We start from the raw sequence: 15,338 nt of genomic DNA, 5'->3' as shown, positions 1-15,338 counted from the left end.
CGGGGGTCACCCCCTCAGTTGGAGGGTTGCCACCCCTGCTCCCCGGGGGGCAACCCACCAACTGAGGGGTTAACCCCCGAAATGGCACGAGGCGGGGCGCGGCGGCCAGGGCGGGAGCGGGGTGAGGCAGAGGCGGGGGTGGGTTAGGCGGGGGCGGGTTAGGCGGGGGCGGGGCGGGATTGGGTCACGGGATGATGCGGGTGTTGCGGAGGGTTTCGAAGATGCCGAAGAACATCGCCTCGGTGTCGACGTACTCGTGGAATCCGGCCCGCCGTGCCTTCGAGCCATCAGCGAAGAAGTCGTAGTCCCACCCGAACACGAAGTCCGCGAACGGCCACGACGAGACATCGGCGTACGGCGTCCCCGCCAGCCCGTGCCCAGCCTGGAGCTCCTTCCAGAGCGGCTCCTTGTCCGCCATCACCGTCGACAGCGACATGTGCAACGGCGGCGCCACCTCCAGATCGAACCAGCCGGCCAGCTTCGGCCACAGCTCGTTCCACCGGAACAGATCGCCGTTCGTGATGTTGAACGCCTGATTCGCCGCCGCGGGCGAGGTCGCCGCCCAGACGGTTGCCTTGGCCAACAACCCCGCGTCGGTCATCTCCAGCAGACTGTTGTACGCACCAGGCTTGCCGGGGAAGCGCAACGGCACCCCCGACGCCTTCGAGATCGACGCATAGACAGCGATCGCGACCGCCAGGTTCATCGGATTGCCCAGCGCCGCCCCGCCGACCACGGACGGCCGCAGCGCCGACCACTCCCAGCCGGCCCCGGCTGCCCGCGACTCCAGGAACTGCTGCTGGTCGACGTTGAACTCCGGCGGCAGATGCGGCGGGTCGTCCTCACGCGCGGGAGTCTTGAACGGCCCGAGATGAGCGCCGTACACCTTGTACCCCTGCATCAGACTCACGTGACGCAATCCACGGGCGACCGGCTCGATCGCGTCGACGACGTTCACCAGCATCGCGAGGTTCGGCGGAACGAGCTCGGCCCAGGTCGGGCGGTCCTGGTAGGCGACGTAGAAGACATGCGTCACCTCAGTCAGCCCGGACAGCTTCGAGCCGGTGTCATCGGGGTCCAGCAGGTCGACCGCGACCTGCCTCACCCGGTCGGACGAGACGCCACCTCGCCGGGACAGCCCGATCACCCGCCAGTCCGGCAGCGACTCCAGGTGCTCGACCAGGTTCGTACCGATCACTCCGCGCGCACCGACCACCAGCGCGACCTTCGTCTGCTCCATATCCCCAGCCTGTGGCTAACCCTGTGGATAAGTCCAACGCATAGTTATCACCGATCCCATAAGCTCTGTTCATGGCGACGCTCCGGCAGCTCGAATATCTGGTGGCCGTCGTCGACCTGGGCTCCTTCACCAAGGCCGCCGACCTGCTGCACGTCACCCAGCCCGCGCTCTCCCACCAGATCCGCGCGCTCGAGCGCTCCACCGGCAGCCCGCTCCTCGAGCGCCTCCCGCGGGCGATCCGGCTGACCCCGACCGGCCGCGCGATGCTTCCGCACGCCAGAGCCGCCCTCGCCGACGCGGAGCGGGCCACCTGCGCCGCACGCCAGGCGGCCGGTGCGGAGGTCGGCGAGCTGCAGATCGCGACCCTCTACTCGATCAGCCTCGGCATCCTCCCGATCGCGCTCAAGGCCTGGCGGCGGTCCCACCCCGACGTCGGCATCCGGCTCTTCGAGCACCGGCATACCGACGAGCTGATCGAGGCGATGAGTGCCGGCCAGGCTGATCTCGCGGTCGGCCCGACGCCGAAGGACTGGGCGGGCAGCACCCACGTCCTCGGCAAGGAGGAGCTGGTCGTGGTCGTCGCCAAGGACGATCCGGTCGCCGGCCGCAAGTCGATCCGGTTGAAGGACCTGGCCGATCGCAGTTGGGTCCACTACACGCCGGGTCACGGGCTGGCCGACGTACTGAATCAGGTCTGCGCGAAGGCCGGTTTCGAGCCCAAGGCGGCTGTCCACACCGAGCAGACCGCGGCCGCTCCGGCGCTGGCGGCTGCTGGGTTGGGGCCGGCGTTGGTGCCGTCCAACATCCTGCCGCCCGGGTTCGACGGTCAGGTACTACGGACCGAGCCGCCCACCCGCCGGACGCTCACCGCCTACACGCGCGGCAGCCCGGATCCACTCGCGGCCGCGTTCATCGACGTACTGAAGGAGACCTGGGCCTAGCTACTGCTGGGGGCGGTTGCCGACGATGGCGGCGATCGGTGGGATGACGGCGGCGACGGCGCTCATGCCGATGGCGGCCGGGATCGAGAACAGCCGGACGACGAACCAGGCGAGCACGATCAGGCCGATGCAGGTTCCCATCAGCCAGAAGTAGACCTTGTGCTTGTCCCGCTTCGCCACGATCCCAGTCTCCCACCAAGTTGCCGAACCTGAAGGTGCGCTGAAGGCCGCGCGTGCGTAGTACGGGCGAAGCGCCCGGCGATGGCACGATGGGCGGATGGTGGCGAGAGTCCTCGTGGTCGAGGACGCGGAGGCGATCCGGACCGCCGTCGGGATCGCCCTGGAGGAGGCCGGCTGCGAGGTACTGACCCGCGCCGACGGCGAGACGCTCGAACGCGACCTCGCCGCCTTCCGCCCCGATCTCGTCCTGCTCGACGTGATGCTGCCCGGCCGGGACGGGTTCGCCCTGCTTGAGGTCGTTCGCGAGGTCTCGAATGCCGGGATCGTCCTGCTCACCGCGCGGGACGCCGTCGAGGACAGGTTGCACGGCCTGCGGACCGGCGCCGACGACTACGTGGTCAAACCGTTCGTACTCGCCGAGCTGATCGCCCGCGTCGAGGCGGTGTTACGCCGGATGGGCCGGCTGCGGACAGTACTGGAGATCGGCGACCTGGCCATCGACGTCGAGGCCAGCTCGGTGACCCGCAATGGCAAGCAGCTCGACCTCACGGCGACCGAGCTGAAGCTGCTGAGCTTCCTCGCCGGGCGCCGGGACAAGGTGGTCGGCAAGGCGCAGATCCTCGCCGCCGTCTGGGGGTACGACGACTACGCCGCCAACCTCGTCGAGGTCCACGTCAGCGCCCTGCGCCGCAAACTCGGCACGCCTCCCCTGCTCCACACCATCCGCGGCGCCGGCTACATCCTGCGAGCCCCTTCGTGATGTCACTCCGCAGGCGCGTGACGATCACCGCACTACTGGTCCTGCTGATCGTCCTCCCCATCACCGGCCTCGCCGTGAAGGCGATCTTCGACGCCCAGGCCGAGCGCAACCTCAACACCCTGCTCAACGGCCGTGCCCAGCTCGCCCAGCAACTCGCCAGGCAGAACGTTGCCCCCAACAACCTCGTACGCCGGATCGACGCCGACGGTATCCGGGTCACCCTCACCCTCCGCAACGGCCAAGTGATCGGCGCCCCGCCGCTCGACGTCGACAAGGGCACCCGTCAGGTCAAGACCACCCTGACCGCCGGCCAGCGCACTCGCGGCGCCACCCTCATCCTCTCCGCCGACACCTCACTGCTCGAAGGCGCAAGCCGAACCCTGCGACGCGTCCTCTTCATCGCCGGCGCCGCCGCCCTCCTCATCACCGCCGTCGCCCTGATCCTCGGCATGCGCGTCGCCCTCGCACCCCTCGACGCGATGACCTCCCTCGCGCGCTCGATCGCCGCCGGCCGCCGTGGTGGCCGACTGCAACCAACCCGCCGCGACACCGAACTCGGCCGGACCGCAGCCGCCTTCGACGAGATGCTCGACTCGCTCGAAGGCAAGGAGCAGTACATGCGCCAGTTCGTCGCCGACGCCGCCCACGAGCTCCGTACGCCGGTCACCGGCCTGCAAACCGCCGCCGAGACCCTGCTCCAACTCGGCCCCGACGCCCCGACCGAACGCCGCGAGGAACTCGAACTCCTCCTGGTCCGCGAATCCCGCCGCGCCAGCACCCTCGTCGCCGATCTGCTGGAGCTCGCCCGGATCGACGCCGGCCTGGTACTACGCCGCCAACCCGTCCTGCTCAAACACCTCGCCCAGACCCAAGCCGACCGGGTCCGCCTGATGGCCCCCGGCCACACCATCCAGGTCACCGGACCAGAGCTGGAAATCCAGGCGGACCCCGATCGCCTCACCCAGATCCTCGCCAACCTGCTCGACAACGCCCGCAACGCCACCGGCGACCACGGCCTCATCGAGGTCGTCCTCAGCAACGCCACCGGCGACAGCCAAGTTGCCCTCAGCAACCACCTGGGCGGCGTGAGGCTGATCGTCCAGGACAACGGTCCTGGCGTCCGGCCGGAGGATCGCGAGCGCATCTTCCAGCGGCTCGTCCATGGCGAACGCAGTCGCGGCTCCGGCCTGGGCCTCCCGATCGCCCGAGGTTTCGCCCGCGCCCACGGCGGCGACCTGATCGCCATCGATCGCCCGGACGGCAAACCCGGCGCGGCGTTCCTGCTGACCCTCACACCTTGAGCAGGCCATCGACGTTCGCGCTGTGCCCGTCCAGTATCTTCTCGCCATCAGCACCCAGTACGTCCCGCAGCACCGTCCCGTAGACGTCGCGGAAGTCCGTCGTCGCCACCAGGTCGCCGTTCGACAAGTCCGTCAGGCTCGGCTGCGCCCCGTAGAACCCACCGTTGACCTTGTCGCCCAGCATGAACAGCGGCCCGGCCGTCCCGTGATCGGTGCCGTCACTGCCGTTCGCATGCACCCGCCGGCCGAATTCGGAGTAGACGAGCACGACGACCTGCTTGCCGCGATCGGTCTTCCGCATCCGTTGCACGAACGGCGTCAGCGCTCCATCGAGTTCGCCGAGCAACCGTTCCTGGGTGCCGCGTTCGTCCGCGTGCGTGTCGAATCCGCCGAGCGAGACCGAGTACGCCCGGGTCGGTACGCCTGCCTCGACGAGTCCGGCGACGAGGTCGAGTTGGGCGCCCAGTTGGGAGCCGCCACCGGCCGAGGCTCCCTTGGTGCGAGCTTCGTCCTCGTCGTCGTCGGGGTCGGCCTGGTCGTGGACGGCACCACCGAGTACGCGTACCGCGTTCTGGAGGTCGGCCAGCGACTTTGCCGCGGCGGCTTGCCAGTGATCGTCGTTGGGGCTTGCCTTGGCCAGCGCAGCGTACGCAGTACCGAGCTTGCCGGTGGGTAGTTTCAGGCCCCGGACGGGTAGTGACGCTGCCGCCGTCGTCGCCCCTGCCAGCAACGGCGGCAGCGTCGGCTCCACCGACACCGCGTGCAGCGGATCGGCGCCGGCCACGTCGAGCCAGCGCCCCAGCCAGCCGGTCGGTACCGGCGTCTTCGGCGACGCGGTCTGCCAGATCGCCATCGACCGGAAATGACTCCGGTCCGGCTGTGGATAACCGACCCCGCGCACGATCGCGAGCGCCTTGTCGTCCCACAGCCCCTTCAGGCCCTTGAGCCCTGGGTTGAGCCCGAGCCCATCGCCCAGGTCGAGCACTTCGTCCGGCTCGTACGCGAGGTCCGGCCGGGCCTTCTGGTACTCCGGATCGTCGGCCGGCACGACGGTGTTGAGCCCGTCGTTGCCGCCGTAGAGAGTGACGACGACGAGGACGGAATCCTCACTGTGCAAGGGATTCTGCACCGCCGCGCTCATCAGATCGGACCAGCTCACCTGGGTCGCCCCCACGGCGAGCGCTCCGGCCGCGGTGACTCCGCTCATCGTCAGGAACCGGCGTCGGGTCAGGTTGTCCATGATTCTCCTAGTGCTCCGAGTTCGAGGTGGACTAACCGCTCACTACGTATTCGGGCGCGCAGGCCGCCACGGCGATCAACTGCGCGGGATCCGTCAACCCTGCAAGGGCATTCCGCGTCCGATCCGTCCATGCATCGACACCAAGCAGAACCCGTACGCCGTCCACACGCGCGCTCGACTTCTCCAACTGCCCGAGATCCGCTTGCTTCGCCAGCAGTTGAGCAAGCTGCAACCGCGCCACCCCGGCCGACGTCGTCAGCCAACTCGCCCCGGACGGCCACCCGCCGACACTCGGCGGCCGGAACGGAACCTGCCCCATCCCCTTCAACCCAGCAAGCACCTTCAACCTCGTCTTGTCATCAAGCGCCGACGGCCGGATCCCAAGCGCACGCATCAGCCCCACGGCCCACTCCACCGGCTGCTTCACCATCGCCGAAGCACTGTCCCTGAAGGCCGGATCCGCCGCGATCGCCGTCAGCACCGCCTGGATATCGCGCCCACTCCCGTACGCCGCAACCAACCGCTCGACCGTCGCGGCCGGAGGCGGCGTCGCCGAAACGAGCCGGAACCAGATCCGCCCCACCACAAACGCGGCCGACTCCGGCTTCGCCAGCGCCAAGTCGGCAAAGCCCGCCGCATCGAAGTCACCCGTCTTGCCGAAGATCGTCTTCGGATCCCCGTCATGCCGCTTGGCCCGGAAGACCGGCTTCACCGAAGTACGGCGTACCGTCCATCCCGTCAGCGCCCGCGCGCCCTCGAACACGTCGACCTCGGCGTAGTGCCCGATCCCCAGCGTGAAGAGCTCCAAGAACTCCCGCGCCAGATTCTCGTTGGGCGACCCTTTGCGATTGTCATTCCCATCAAGCCACTTGATCAGCGCCGCATCCACGATCATCGCCCGCGCCAGCGCGGTAAAGCTCCCGCGCCCCTGCGCCCGGAACACCTGGTTCTGCGCCAACATCAACTGCGCACTCCGAACCTTCTGATTACTGGTCGCAAAGTGCCCATGCCAGAACCAGGCCATCCGCTCAGTAGCCCGCTCCCCGGCAACCATCCGCTCCAGCCACCAACTCGAAACCTCGAGTTCCTGCCGGGCCCGAGACTTGTTGGCGGCCTTCTTGGCCTCTTTGTCCCCCTTGGCCGCCACCCCGAGCGCCGGCAAAGCAGGCGGTGCCACCCCACCCTCGGCCGCGGTACCGAACAACCGCGCCACCGTCGTCTCGAACCCGACACCCAGCGCCCCCGGCCGAGGACCGAACCCGAACCGATCATGCAACCGCCGCACAGCAGCCCGCTCCGAAATCTCACCCATACCCCCGATCCTGGCCAGCCCGACCGCCGCCTGACCAGGATCGAGCCGACTTCTTCAGCCAACCCACAGCAGCACCGGAGTTATCCTCGGACGATGCGGATCGGGGAGCTTTCGGAGCGCACCGGTACTCCGCGGCGTCTGCTCCGGTACTACGAGGAGCAGGGGCTCATCTCGTCTCAACGGACCGGCAACGGCTACCGCAACTACACCGACGGCACCGTCGATCGCGTGCAGCAGGTGCGGGGGCTACTCGATGCCGGGTTGCCGACGCGGATCATCAAGCAGATCCTGCCTTGTCTCGACGGGCCTAGCGCGATCCTGGTCGAGGACGCGACGCCGGAGATGATCGCGACGCTGGAGCGCGAGCGCGACCGGATGACGGCGCGGATCGACTGCCTGGCACGCAACCGGGATGCCGAGGCGGAGTACCTCGAGGCGGTGCTAGACCTTCGCGGCCGGCAGGGCGAGTTGGGCGAGGGCGTCGACCAGCGGGGCTAGCTCCGGGAACTCGGCGGCCTTCTGCAGGGCGGCGGTCAGCACTTCGTCGTGCGTCGGCTCGGCCTCGGCCAGGAGGGCGCGGCCGGCCTCGGTGACCTCGGTGTAGATGCCTCGGCGGTCGGTCGGGCAGAGGTAGCGCTCGAGCAGGTGGCGGTCCTCGAGGCGGTTCACCAGGCGAGTGGTCGCCGACTGGCTGAGCACGACCGCGTTCGACAGCTGGTTCATCCGCAGGTGGTGCTCGTCCTGCCGGGCGAGGGCGTCGAGTACGGAGTACTCGCTGACGGACAGCCCGTGCTGCTTCTGCAGCGCGCGCTCCAGCTCGTCCTCGATCCGGGCATGGAGGGCCGCCAGCGTCCGCCAGCCCTGGGCGCGCGCCTCGGCCGCGTCGTCTGAATACCCCACAACTCCTCCTCCACTTGAACCAGACCGTTGCATGATGCAGTATAGGGCTCATGCAATAGCCCGCGTCTGCAACTATCGCGGACGCCGGTAACAGTCATAAGACTACATTCGAGGAGAAGAGAGCCATGCCTGCCGCGTTACTGGCGCTGGCCATCGGTGCCTTCGGGATCGGCACCACCGAGTTCGTCATCATGGGTCTGCTGCCGGAGGTCGCCACCGACTTCGGCGTCAGCATCCCGTCGGCCGGCCTGCTGATCTCCGGCTATGCCCTCGGCGTCGTCGTCGGCGCCCCGCTGCTGACCGCGATCGGATCCAAGATCTCCCGCAAGACCGTGCTGGTCGCGCTGATGGGCGTCTTCATCGCCGGTAACCTGATCTCCGCGCTCGCGCCGACGTACGGCGTGCTGATGACCGGGCGGATCGTCGCGGCGCTGTCGCACGGAGCGTTCTTCGGCGTCGGTTCGGTGGTCGCCGCGTCGCTGGTGCCGAAGGCCAAGCAGGCGAGCGCGATCGCGTTGATGTTCACCGGATTGACGGTCGCCAACGTGTTCGGCGTACCGGGTGGGACTGCGCTCGGGCAGGCGTTCGGCTGGCGGTCGACGTTCTGGGCCGTCACCGTGCTCGGCGTGATCGGGCTGCTCGGCATCGTCTTCCTGGTACCTCGGCAAGGCGTCAGCGAGGGGCCGGGACTGCGGAGCGAGCTGGCCGTGTTCCGCAGTCTGCAGGTGTGGCTCGCGCTGGCGATGACGGCGCTCGGGTTCGCCGGGGTGTTCGCGTCCTTCACCTACATCGCGCCGATGATGACCGAGGTGGCCGGCTTCTCGTCCGGCGCGGTCACCTGGCTGCTCGTCCTGTTCGGCGGCGGGCTCGTGGTCGGCAACCTGCTCGGCGGCAAGCTGGCCGACCGGTCGTTGATGCCGAGCCTGTACGCGATCCTTGCGGTGCTGGCCGTAGTACTGGTGGCCTTTGTTTTCACGGCTCATGGACGGGTACCGGCAGCGGTGACGATCGCGCTGTTCGGCGCGGCCGGCTTCGCGACCGTGGCGCCGTTGCAGAAGCGGGTGATGGACAAGGCGGCCGGCGCACCGGCGCTCGCCTCTGCCGCGAACATCGCGGCCTTCAACCTCGGAAACGCTGTCGGCGCCTACCTCGGCGGCCTCACCATCGAGCACGGCCTCGGCTACACGGCACCCAACTGGGTAGGCGCCGCGCTGGCTGCCGCCGGCCTCACGGTCGCCCTCACCTCCGGCCTGCTGGACCGGCGGCGGCGTACCGCAACCACTGCGGAACCTGCTCTCACCACTGTCTGAACACCACTTCTGAAGGTAGATATCTGATGATCCCCACCGTGAAGCTCAACAACGGCGTCGAGATGCCGCAGCTCGGATTCGGCGTCTTCCAGGTGCCGGACGACGAGACCACGGCCGCCGTCACCACCGCGCTGGAGGCCGGCTACCGCAGCATCGACACCGCGACGGCCTACCGGAACGAGGCGGCCGTCGGGAAGGCGCTCGCCGTCTCCGGCATCGCCCGCGAGGAGCTCTTCATCACCACCAAGCTGTGGAACGCCGACCAGGGCTACGAGCAGACGCTCAGCGCCTTCGAGCGCAGCCGCAAGCTCCTCGGGCTCGACTACCTGGACCTGTACCTGATCCACTGGCCGGCCCCCGAGCTCGGCAAGTACGCCGACAGCTGGCGCGCGCTGGAGAAGCTGGCCGCCGATGGAGTCGTCCGCGCGATCGGTGTCTCCAACTTCCAGCCGGCGCACCTCGAGCAGCTCGCGTCGAGCTCGTCGGTTGTGCCGGCCGTCAACCAGGTCGAGTTGCACCCCTACCTGCAGCAGGCCGAAGTACGGGCCTATGACAACGAGCACGGGATCGCTACCGAGGCGTGGAGCCCGCTGGCCAAGGGCGGCTCGCTGCTGACCGAGCCGATCGTGACGGCGCTGGCCGCGAAGTACGACCGGACCGCCGCCCAGGTCGTACTGCGCTGGCACCTGCAGCTCGGCAACATCGTGATCCCGAAGTCGGTCACCCCGGCGCGGGTCCGGGAGAACTTCGCGGTCTTCGACTTCGCCCTGACGGATGCGGACCTGGACTCGCTGGCCGGGCTCGACCGCGGCGAGCGGACCGGGCCGGACCCGGACACTTTCAACGTCGTCTGAGGCTGGTCAGCAGGTCGCGTAGAAGTCACTGACGGCATGGAAGGACTTCTTCGGTTCCCAGCGGTACTTCGACGCTGGGTCCGAGGAGGTCTGCCGGATCACCTTGCAGAGACTGAACGCGGCGATGTCCTCGTCGTACTTGCGTTCTTTCCGGTGTGGCGCGTCGGGTGAGATGAACGTGTACATCGCGGCGCCGAGGAAGCCCTCCTCGGTGAACACCTCGAGCATGTGCCGCAGATGGTCGGCCTGCTCCTGCTCGTCGCGGTAGTAGCCGGGCTTGATCTGGACCGGGTCGACGGTGAAGTCGACGATGTCCCAGCCCATCCCGCCCAGCTGCGGGGCGCCGGTGAAGGTGCAGCAGCCGAACTCGAGGATCATGATCGGCTTCTGCCAGCGTTTGAACGGCGCGAGCTCCTTCGTGTGCCCGGTGCGGTCCGCGTGATAGGAGTAGTAGTCCAGCCCGACGATGTCGAACAGGCTCCAGTCGATCTCCTCCAGATCCGACGCGGCGCCGTACGTGATCCGCCCCTTGAAGTTGCTCCTGGCAACCTTCACCGCCTTGGCCACGTACACCCCGAGCTTCCGCTGCAGCTCGGCCATGTCGAACTCCCCCTTTGTCAGGTACTCGACCCGCTCGAAGAAGTCCGCCCCCGGCACGATCCCCGGCGTGAACAACATGAACTCACACCCGACCACCAAGATCACCTCCTGCCGGTACTTCCCCCGCAGCCGCTCCACCACCCGAGCCGTCTCCCGCAACTGCTCCAACGCCTCTTCCTGAGGCTGATCAAACGCCCGAGGCTGTACGGAAACCTTCAACCCAGCCCTGAGCGCCTCCTCCGCGGTCTCCCCCAACCGTTGAACATCGCTCCCATAGACGCTCACCCAATTGGCATTCAACCGCTCCTTGATCGCCCGCACCTCCCCCCGCATCAGCCCCCGGCTCCACCGCACCCGACTGTCGTCCCCCAGAAACCCGGTCCCGACGTCGTACGCAACCCCCTTGAACGCCAGCCCCCGCCCACCGGCCGCGGACCGAGCAGATCCCCGGCCGGCGGCAGAGCCCGGAGCGCCACCGCCCAGGCCTCCTCCACCACCGCTTGGCGCGGCCTCCGCGCCACCTCCCGCGCCCGGCGCCGCGCTAGCGGCGGCGGGCGCGGTTGCGGTGACCAGCAAGCCAAGTGCGGCCGCTCGGACTAAGAACTGTGCTCTGGTGAGATGCAGGTTTTCCTTCATGGGTTGAGTTTTCAGCGTCATCACGCGGGATTCATCGGTCCTCGGTTGCTCGTGCAGTGACTTAAGTCGTGGCACTGGACTGCGCCGTCACCGATGTGCCCAGGGAATTCCTTGCGCTACCCACAGTGAACGCTTGATTGTTCTCTGTATCCGGCCGCATCCGCCCATTCAGCGGCCCGAGACAACTCTGGAGTGTGAGGCATGACCGGAAAGCTCAAGTTCCGTGCAGTGCTCGCCGTAGCCGTCGTCGCCCTCGCGTCGGCCGGCGCGATCGGTACCGCCGAGGCCCGGACGCCACCGGTGACCAACATCGTCGGCGGCAGCACCGAGACCACCGCCAACGTCCCGTGGATGATCGCGCTGAACAACAGCAACTCGTCGTCCCCGGTCGGCCAGTACTGCGGCGCCACCCTGGTCAAGGCGAACAAGATCGTCACCGCGGCGCACTGCGTCACCCAGCCGCGGAGCACCTACACCGCGATCCAGGGCCGCGACAACCTCAACACGGGCACCGGCGGCCGCACCTCGAAGATCTCCAAGATCTGGAAGGACCCGCAGTACGGCCAGGTCAACGGCCACGACGTCGCCGTCCTGACCCTCACCACCCCGTTCACCGGCGTCGCCACCCTCCCGCTGGAGACCAGCCGCGCGGCCGATGCCGTCGGCGCCCAGTCCGTCACCTACGGGTACGGCGAGACCGAGGGCACCGGCCCGGCGAACCGCCTGCAGAAGGTGCTCGTCCCGGTGCTCGGCGACGCGTACTGCAACGACGTCTACGCCGGCGAGGGCTACGTGTCGAACGGCGAGATCTGCGCCGGGTACAAGGCCGGCGGCAAGGACTCCTGCCAGGGTGACTCCGGCGGCCCGCTGGTCCTGAACGGCCGGCTCTTCGGCGTCGTCTCCTGGGGTCTCGGCTGCGCCGACGCAGGCAACCCCGGCGTCTACGCCGAGGTCGCGTCGTACGCCTCGGCCCTGACCACCCAGATCAACAACTAGCTCCACCCTCGCGAATGGCCGGCCCCACGGGGACCGGCCATTCGCTTTTGCCTCGTGCTAAAACGGCGGTTTGTATCCTGGGACGACGTTTCAGTTAGGATCGGGGGATGGCACGCGAGGCGGATGAGAAGACTGTGCTCGGCTCGGTCTGGCTGCGGCCCGAGCCGGACGAGACGCGGGCGCCGCTGAGCCGCGACGACATCGTCCGGGCGACGATCGAGATGCTCGACCGGGACGGGCTGGAGAAGCTGTCGATGCGCCGGCTCGCCGCCTCACTCGGTACTGCGGCGACGTCGGCGCTCTATTGGCGAGTGGCGAACAAGGACGATCTGCTCGAGCTGACGGTCGACACCGTGCTCGCCGATGCCCTGGTACCGGCCGACGAGGGCGACTGGCGCGACCGGTTGACGGTGCTTGCGGGGGCGGCGTACGACGTACTGGCCGAACATCCGTGGGCGTCGCAGCTGATGGCGAGCCATGCGGGTCTCGGGCCGAACTACCAGGCGTACGCCGATCGATTGCTGTCGATCCTGCGCTCGGCAGGCTTCAAGGGCGTCTATCTGGACGCGGCCGTTTCTGCTGTCTTCCACTACGTCGTCGGAGCCGCCGTCACCGACGCGGCCTGGAGCGCGACCGTCCGCAGGAGCCGTCTCACAGAAGCCGACTGGGCCTCAGCCGCCGGCGACCAGCTCGGAATCGGCGCCGGCACGCTGGCCGCGTACCTCAACCGCGACGATTCAGCCGGCCCGGAAGCACGCTTCCAGACCGGCCTTCGCGCCATTCTGATCGGGCTGCGACCCCGGCAACTGATCTAGAGGTCGGCGAGGATCGAGGCCGGCGACTCGAACGCGTCGGCAACGAAGCGGAGGAAGCCGGCCGCGGTACCGCCGTCGCAGACCCGGTGGTCGAAAACGAGCGAGAGCTGGGTCAGCTTCCGTACTGCGAGCTGCCCGTCGACCACCCACGGCCGGTCGATGATCCGGCCGACCCCCAGAATCGCCACCTGCGGGTGGTTGATGATCGCCGCACTACCGTCGACCCCGAAGCTGCCGTAGTTGTTCAACGTGAACGACCCCGCGGTCAGCTCCCGCTGCGTCAACTTCCCGTCCCGCGCCGAGGCGGTCAACCGGCGGATCTCCGCATCCAGCCCACGAGCCGTCAACAAATGCGCATCAACCACAGCCGGCACCACCAGCCCACGCTCGGTCTGCGCAGCCAGCCCCAAGTTGACCCCGTCAAACTGCACGAGCTCTTCCCGCTCAGTATCAACGAACCCGTTCAACTCCGGGTACTTCTTCAACCCCGCGACAACAAACCGAGCCATCAACGCCAGCAACCCAGGCCCAGCATCCGTTGCCGTCCGCAACGACTCCCTGAGCGCGAGCAACTCCGTCGCATCCACGTCAACCCAGGTAGTCGCCTCCGGAATCTCCCGCCGGCTACGACTGAGAGTCGCCGAAACAGCCTTCCGGAACCCACTCACCGGAGTACGCCGAAGCTCGGCCAAACCAGTCCGCGAGTCAGCCGTTTCCGCAACCACCACAGGCTTCTCGGCCTTCGCGGAAATAGCAGCCTCGACATCTCGCCGCACGATCAACCCACCCGCACCCGACCCGGCTACCTGGCGCAGATCAACCTCAGCGTCCTTCGCCATCTTTCGTACCAACGGCGAAATCACCAAAGGAACCTCGCTGGTTGTCGTTGGCCTGACTGCCACGGTCGCAGTACCGCGGGCTTTACGGCGGCGGCCGGAGGTTGCTGATTCCGGGGTGCCGTAGCCGATCAGGACGTTGCCGGAGCCGGCCTTCTCCTCCTCGCGGTAGGTTTCGGCGGCGGGGGCGAGGACGCCGATGGTGATCAGGGGTTTGCCGACGTCGATGGTGTCGCCGGCGGTGCCGTGGAGTTCGGCGACGACGCCGGCGTACGGGGTGGGGACCTCGACGATCGACTTGGCGGTCTCGACTTCGGCGACGGGCGCGTCGACGGCGACGACGTCACCGACCTCGACCAGCCAGCGGACGATCTCGCCTTCGGTCAGGCCTTCGCCCAGGTCGGGGAGGAGGAAGGTCTGGGCGGAGCTCATGAGTCCTCCCACTGCAGCGAATCCACCGCGTCGAGGATCCGGTCGACGCCGGGCAGCTGGTGCCGCTCCAGCTTCGGCGGCGGGTACGGGATGTCGAACCCGGTCACCCGCCGGATCGGCGCCGCCAGCGAGTGGAAGCACCTCTCGGTCACCCGAGCAACGATCTCCGACGACACACTCGCAAACCCACTCGCCTCGGCGACAACCACAGCCCGGCCCGTACTCCGAACAGCCGCACAGACCGTCTCGTCGTCGAACGGCACCAAAGACCGTACATCGACAACCTGCAGCGACCGCCCTTCCGCAGCAGCAGCCGCGGCCGCCTCCAGCGCGATCGGCACCGACGGCCCGTACGCGATCAGCGTCGCGTCCGTCCCCTCGCGCCGCACCACAGCCGTCCCGATCCCCGGCTCCGAGACCCCGAGGTCGACCTCTTCCTTGGCCCAGTACAGCTTCTTGGGCTCCATGAAGATCACCGGGTCGGGGAACTCAATTGCCCGGCGCAACAACGTGTACGCGTCCGCAACGGTGGATGGCGCGACGACGGTCAGACCCGGCGTGTGCGCGTAGTACGACTCCGACGAGTCGCAGTGGTGCTCGACGCCGCCGATGCCACCGGCGTACGGCATCCGGATCACGATCGGCAGCGAGACCTTGCCGCGCGTGCGGTTGCGCATCTTCGCGACATGGCTGACCACCTGCTCGAACGCCGGGTAGCCGAACGCGTCGAACTGCATCTCGACGACCGGCCGCATCCCGTTCATCGCCAGCCCGACCGCCATCCCGACGATCCCCGACTCAGCCAGCGGAGTATCGAAGCAACGGTCCTCACCGAACTCCGCGGTCAGCCCGTCGGTGATCCGGAAGACGCCACCCAGCGCACCGACGTCCTCGCCGAACATCAGCACGGTCTCGTCGGCCCGCATCGCGTCGCGCAGCGCCTGGTTCAGCGCCTGCGCCATGGAGAGCTTCTCGTGCGCCATGA

The 15,338-nt window shown here is 68.2% G+C and carries 16 protein-coding genes; 8 read left to right on the top strand and 8 right to left on the bottom strand.

Annotated elements, in window-relative coordinates; genetic code table 11:
- Positions 1–184: 184 nt before the first annotated feature.
- The gene (locus ABD768_RS40685; RefSeq protein ID WP_344849969.1) at positions 185–1,240 is read right to left on the bottom strand and encodes an SDR family oxidoreductase; all 1,056 of its coding nucleotides are present in this window, start codon (positions 1,238–1,240) and stop codon (positions 185–187) included.
- Positions 1,241–1,311: 71 nt separating this feature from the next.
- On the opposite strand from ABD768_RS40685, the gene ABD768_RS40680 reads away from it, so the two are divergent.
- A complete protein-coding gene (locus tag ABD768_RS40680; protein WP_344849967.1) occupies positions 1,312–2,181 on the top strand; it encodes a LysR family transcriptional regulator in 870 nt (289 codons plus the stop codon).
- Here the strand turns inward: ABD768_RS40680 and ABD768_RS40675 are convergent, their stop codons facing one another.
- Positions 2,182–2,361, bottom strand: coding sequence for a hypothetical protein (locus tag ABD768_RS40675; RefSeq protein WP_343975101.1), 180 nt, complete (start codon positions 2,359–2,361; stop codon positions 2,182–2,184). It lies immediately after the preceding gene.
- A 97-nt stretch (positions 2,362–2,458) separates the two neighbouring features.
- Here ABD768_RS40675 and ABD768_RS40670 point away from each other — a divergent pair, with 97 nt between their 5' ends.
- Together ABD768_RS40670 and ABD768_RS40665 are read left to right on the top strand one after the other, a co-directional pair.
- Entirely contained in the window at positions 2,459–3,121 is a 663-nt protein-coding gene (locus ABD768_RS40670; RefSeq protein ID WP_344849965.1) for a response regulator transcription factor, read from the top strand.
- On the top strand, positions 3,121–4,422 hold the full coding sequence (locus ABD768_RS40665) for a HAMP domain-containing sensor histidine kinase (RefSeq protein ID WP_344849963.1): 1,302 nt from the start codon (positions 3,121–3,123) through the stop codon (positions 4,420–4,422). Before ABD768_RS40670 ends, ABD768_RS40665 begins: the two co-directional genes overlap by 1 nt.
- Here ABD768_RS40665 and ABD768_RS40660 read toward each other — a convergent pair.
- Together ABD768_RS40660 and ABD768_RS40655 are read right to left on the bottom strand one after the other, a co-directional pair.
- The gene (locus ABD768_RS40660) at positions 4,412–5,662 is read right to left on the bottom strand and encodes a DUF1501 domain-containing protein (protein WP_344849961.1); all 1,251 of its coding nucleotides are present in this window, start codon (positions 5,660–5,662) and stop codon (positions 4,412–4,414) included. The genes ABD768_RS40665 and ABD768_RS40660 overlap by 11 nt on opposite strands.
- Positions 5,663–5,693: 31 nt before the next feature.
- On the bottom strand, positions 5,694–6,974 hold the full coding sequence (locus ABD768_RS40655; RefSeq protein WP_344849959.1) for a DUF1800 domain-containing protein: 1,281 nt from the start codon (positions 6,972–6,974) through the stop codon (positions 5,694–5,696).
- 93 nt (positions 6,975–7,067) lie between these two features.
- On the opposite strand from ABD768_RS40655, the gene ABD768_RS40650 reads away from it, so the two are divergent.
- Positions 7,068–7,472 (top strand): MerR family transcriptional regulator, encoded by a 405-nt coding sequence (locus ABD768_RS40650; protein WP_344849957.1) that lies wholly within the window; start codon positions 7,068–7,070, stop codon positions 7,470–7,472.
- On the opposite strand, the gene ABD768_RS40645 is transcribed toward ABD768_RS40650, so the two are convergent.
- A complete protein-coding gene (locus tag ABD768_RS40645; RefSeq protein WP_344849955.1) occupies positions 7,416–7,874 on the bottom strand; it encodes a MarR family winged helix-turn-helix transcriptional regulator in 459 nt (152 codons plus the stop codon). The two genes, ABD768_RS40650 and ABD768_RS40645, sit on opposite strands and share 57 nt — an antisense overlap.
- 125 nt (positions 7,875–7,999) lie before the next feature.
- On the opposite strand from ABD768_RS40645, the gene ABD768_RS40640 reads away from it, so the two are divergent.
- Together ABD768_RS40640 and ABD768_RS40635 are read left to right on the top strand one after the other, a co-directional pair.
- A complete protein-coding gene (locus ABD768_RS40640) occupies positions 8,000–9,184 on the top strand; it encodes an MFS transporter (RefSeq protein WP_344849953.1) in 1,185 nt (394 codons plus the stop codon).
- Between the two features lie 26 nt (positions 9,185–9,210).
- On the top strand, positions 9,211–10,038 hold the full coding sequence (locus tag ABD768_RS40635) for an aldo/keto reductase (protein WP_344849951.1): 828 nt from the start codon (positions 9,211–9,213) through the stop codon (positions 10,036–10,038).
- A gap of 6 nt (positions 10,039–10,044) precedes the next feature.
- Here ABD768_RS40635 and ABD768_RS40630 read toward each other — a convergent pair whose 3' ends face one another.
- On the bottom strand, positions 10,045–10,971 hold the full coding sequence (locus ABD768_RS40630) for a glycoside hydrolase family 113 protein (RefSeq protein WP_344849949.1): 927 nt from the start codon (positions 10,969–10,971) through the stop codon (positions 10,045–10,047).
- A 504-nt stretch (positions 10,972–11,475) separates the two neighbouring features.
- Here ABD768_RS40630 and ABD768_RS40625 point away from each other — a divergent pair.
- Together ABD768_RS40625 and ABD768_RS40620 are read left to right on the top strand one after the other, a co-directional pair.
- Positions 11,476–12,270: a S1 family peptidase gene (locus tag ABD768_RS40625; RefSeq protein WP_343975063.1), complete on the top strand. Its 795-nt coding sequence runs from the start codon at positions 11,476–11,478 to the stop codon at positions 12,268–12,270.
- Positions 12,271–12,377: 107 nt separating this feature from the next.
- Complete coding sequence (locus tag ABD768_RS40620) at positions 12,378–13,085, top strand: TetR/AcrR family transcriptional regulator (RefSeq protein ID WP_343975060.1); 708 nt, start codon at positions 12,378–12,380, stop codon at positions 13,083–13,085.
- Here the strand turns inward: ABD768_RS40620 and ABD768_RS40615 are convergent.
- Both ABD768_RS40615 and ABD768_RS40610 read right to left on the bottom strand, forming a co-directional pair.
- A complete protein-coding gene (locus tag ABD768_RS40615; protein WP_343975058.1) occupies positions 13,082–14,353 on the bottom strand; it encodes a dihydrolipoamide acetyltransferase family protein in 1,272 nt (423 codons plus the stop codon). The two genes, ABD768_RS40620 and ABD768_RS40615, sit on opposite strands and share 4 nt — an antisense overlap.
- Complete coding sequence (locus ABD768_RS40610) at positions 14,350–15,336, bottom strand: alpha-ketoacid dehydrogenase subunit beta (protein WP_344849946.1); 987 nt, start codon at positions 15,334–15,336, stop codon at positions 14,350–14,352. Before ABD768_RS40610 ends, ABD768_RS40615 begins: the two co-directional genes overlap by 4 nt.
- Positions 15,337–15,338: the final 2 nt, after the last annotated feature.

The sequence above is a fragment of the Kribbella ginsengisoli genome (assembly GCF_039537185.1).
GTDB classification, from domain to species: Bacteria; Actinomycetota; Actinomycetes; order Propionibacteriales; family Kribbellaceae; genus Kribbella; species Kribbella koreensis.
The sequence above is the reverse complement of the archived record's forward strand: the minus strand, read 5'-3'. Positions and strand labels throughout refer to the sequence as shown.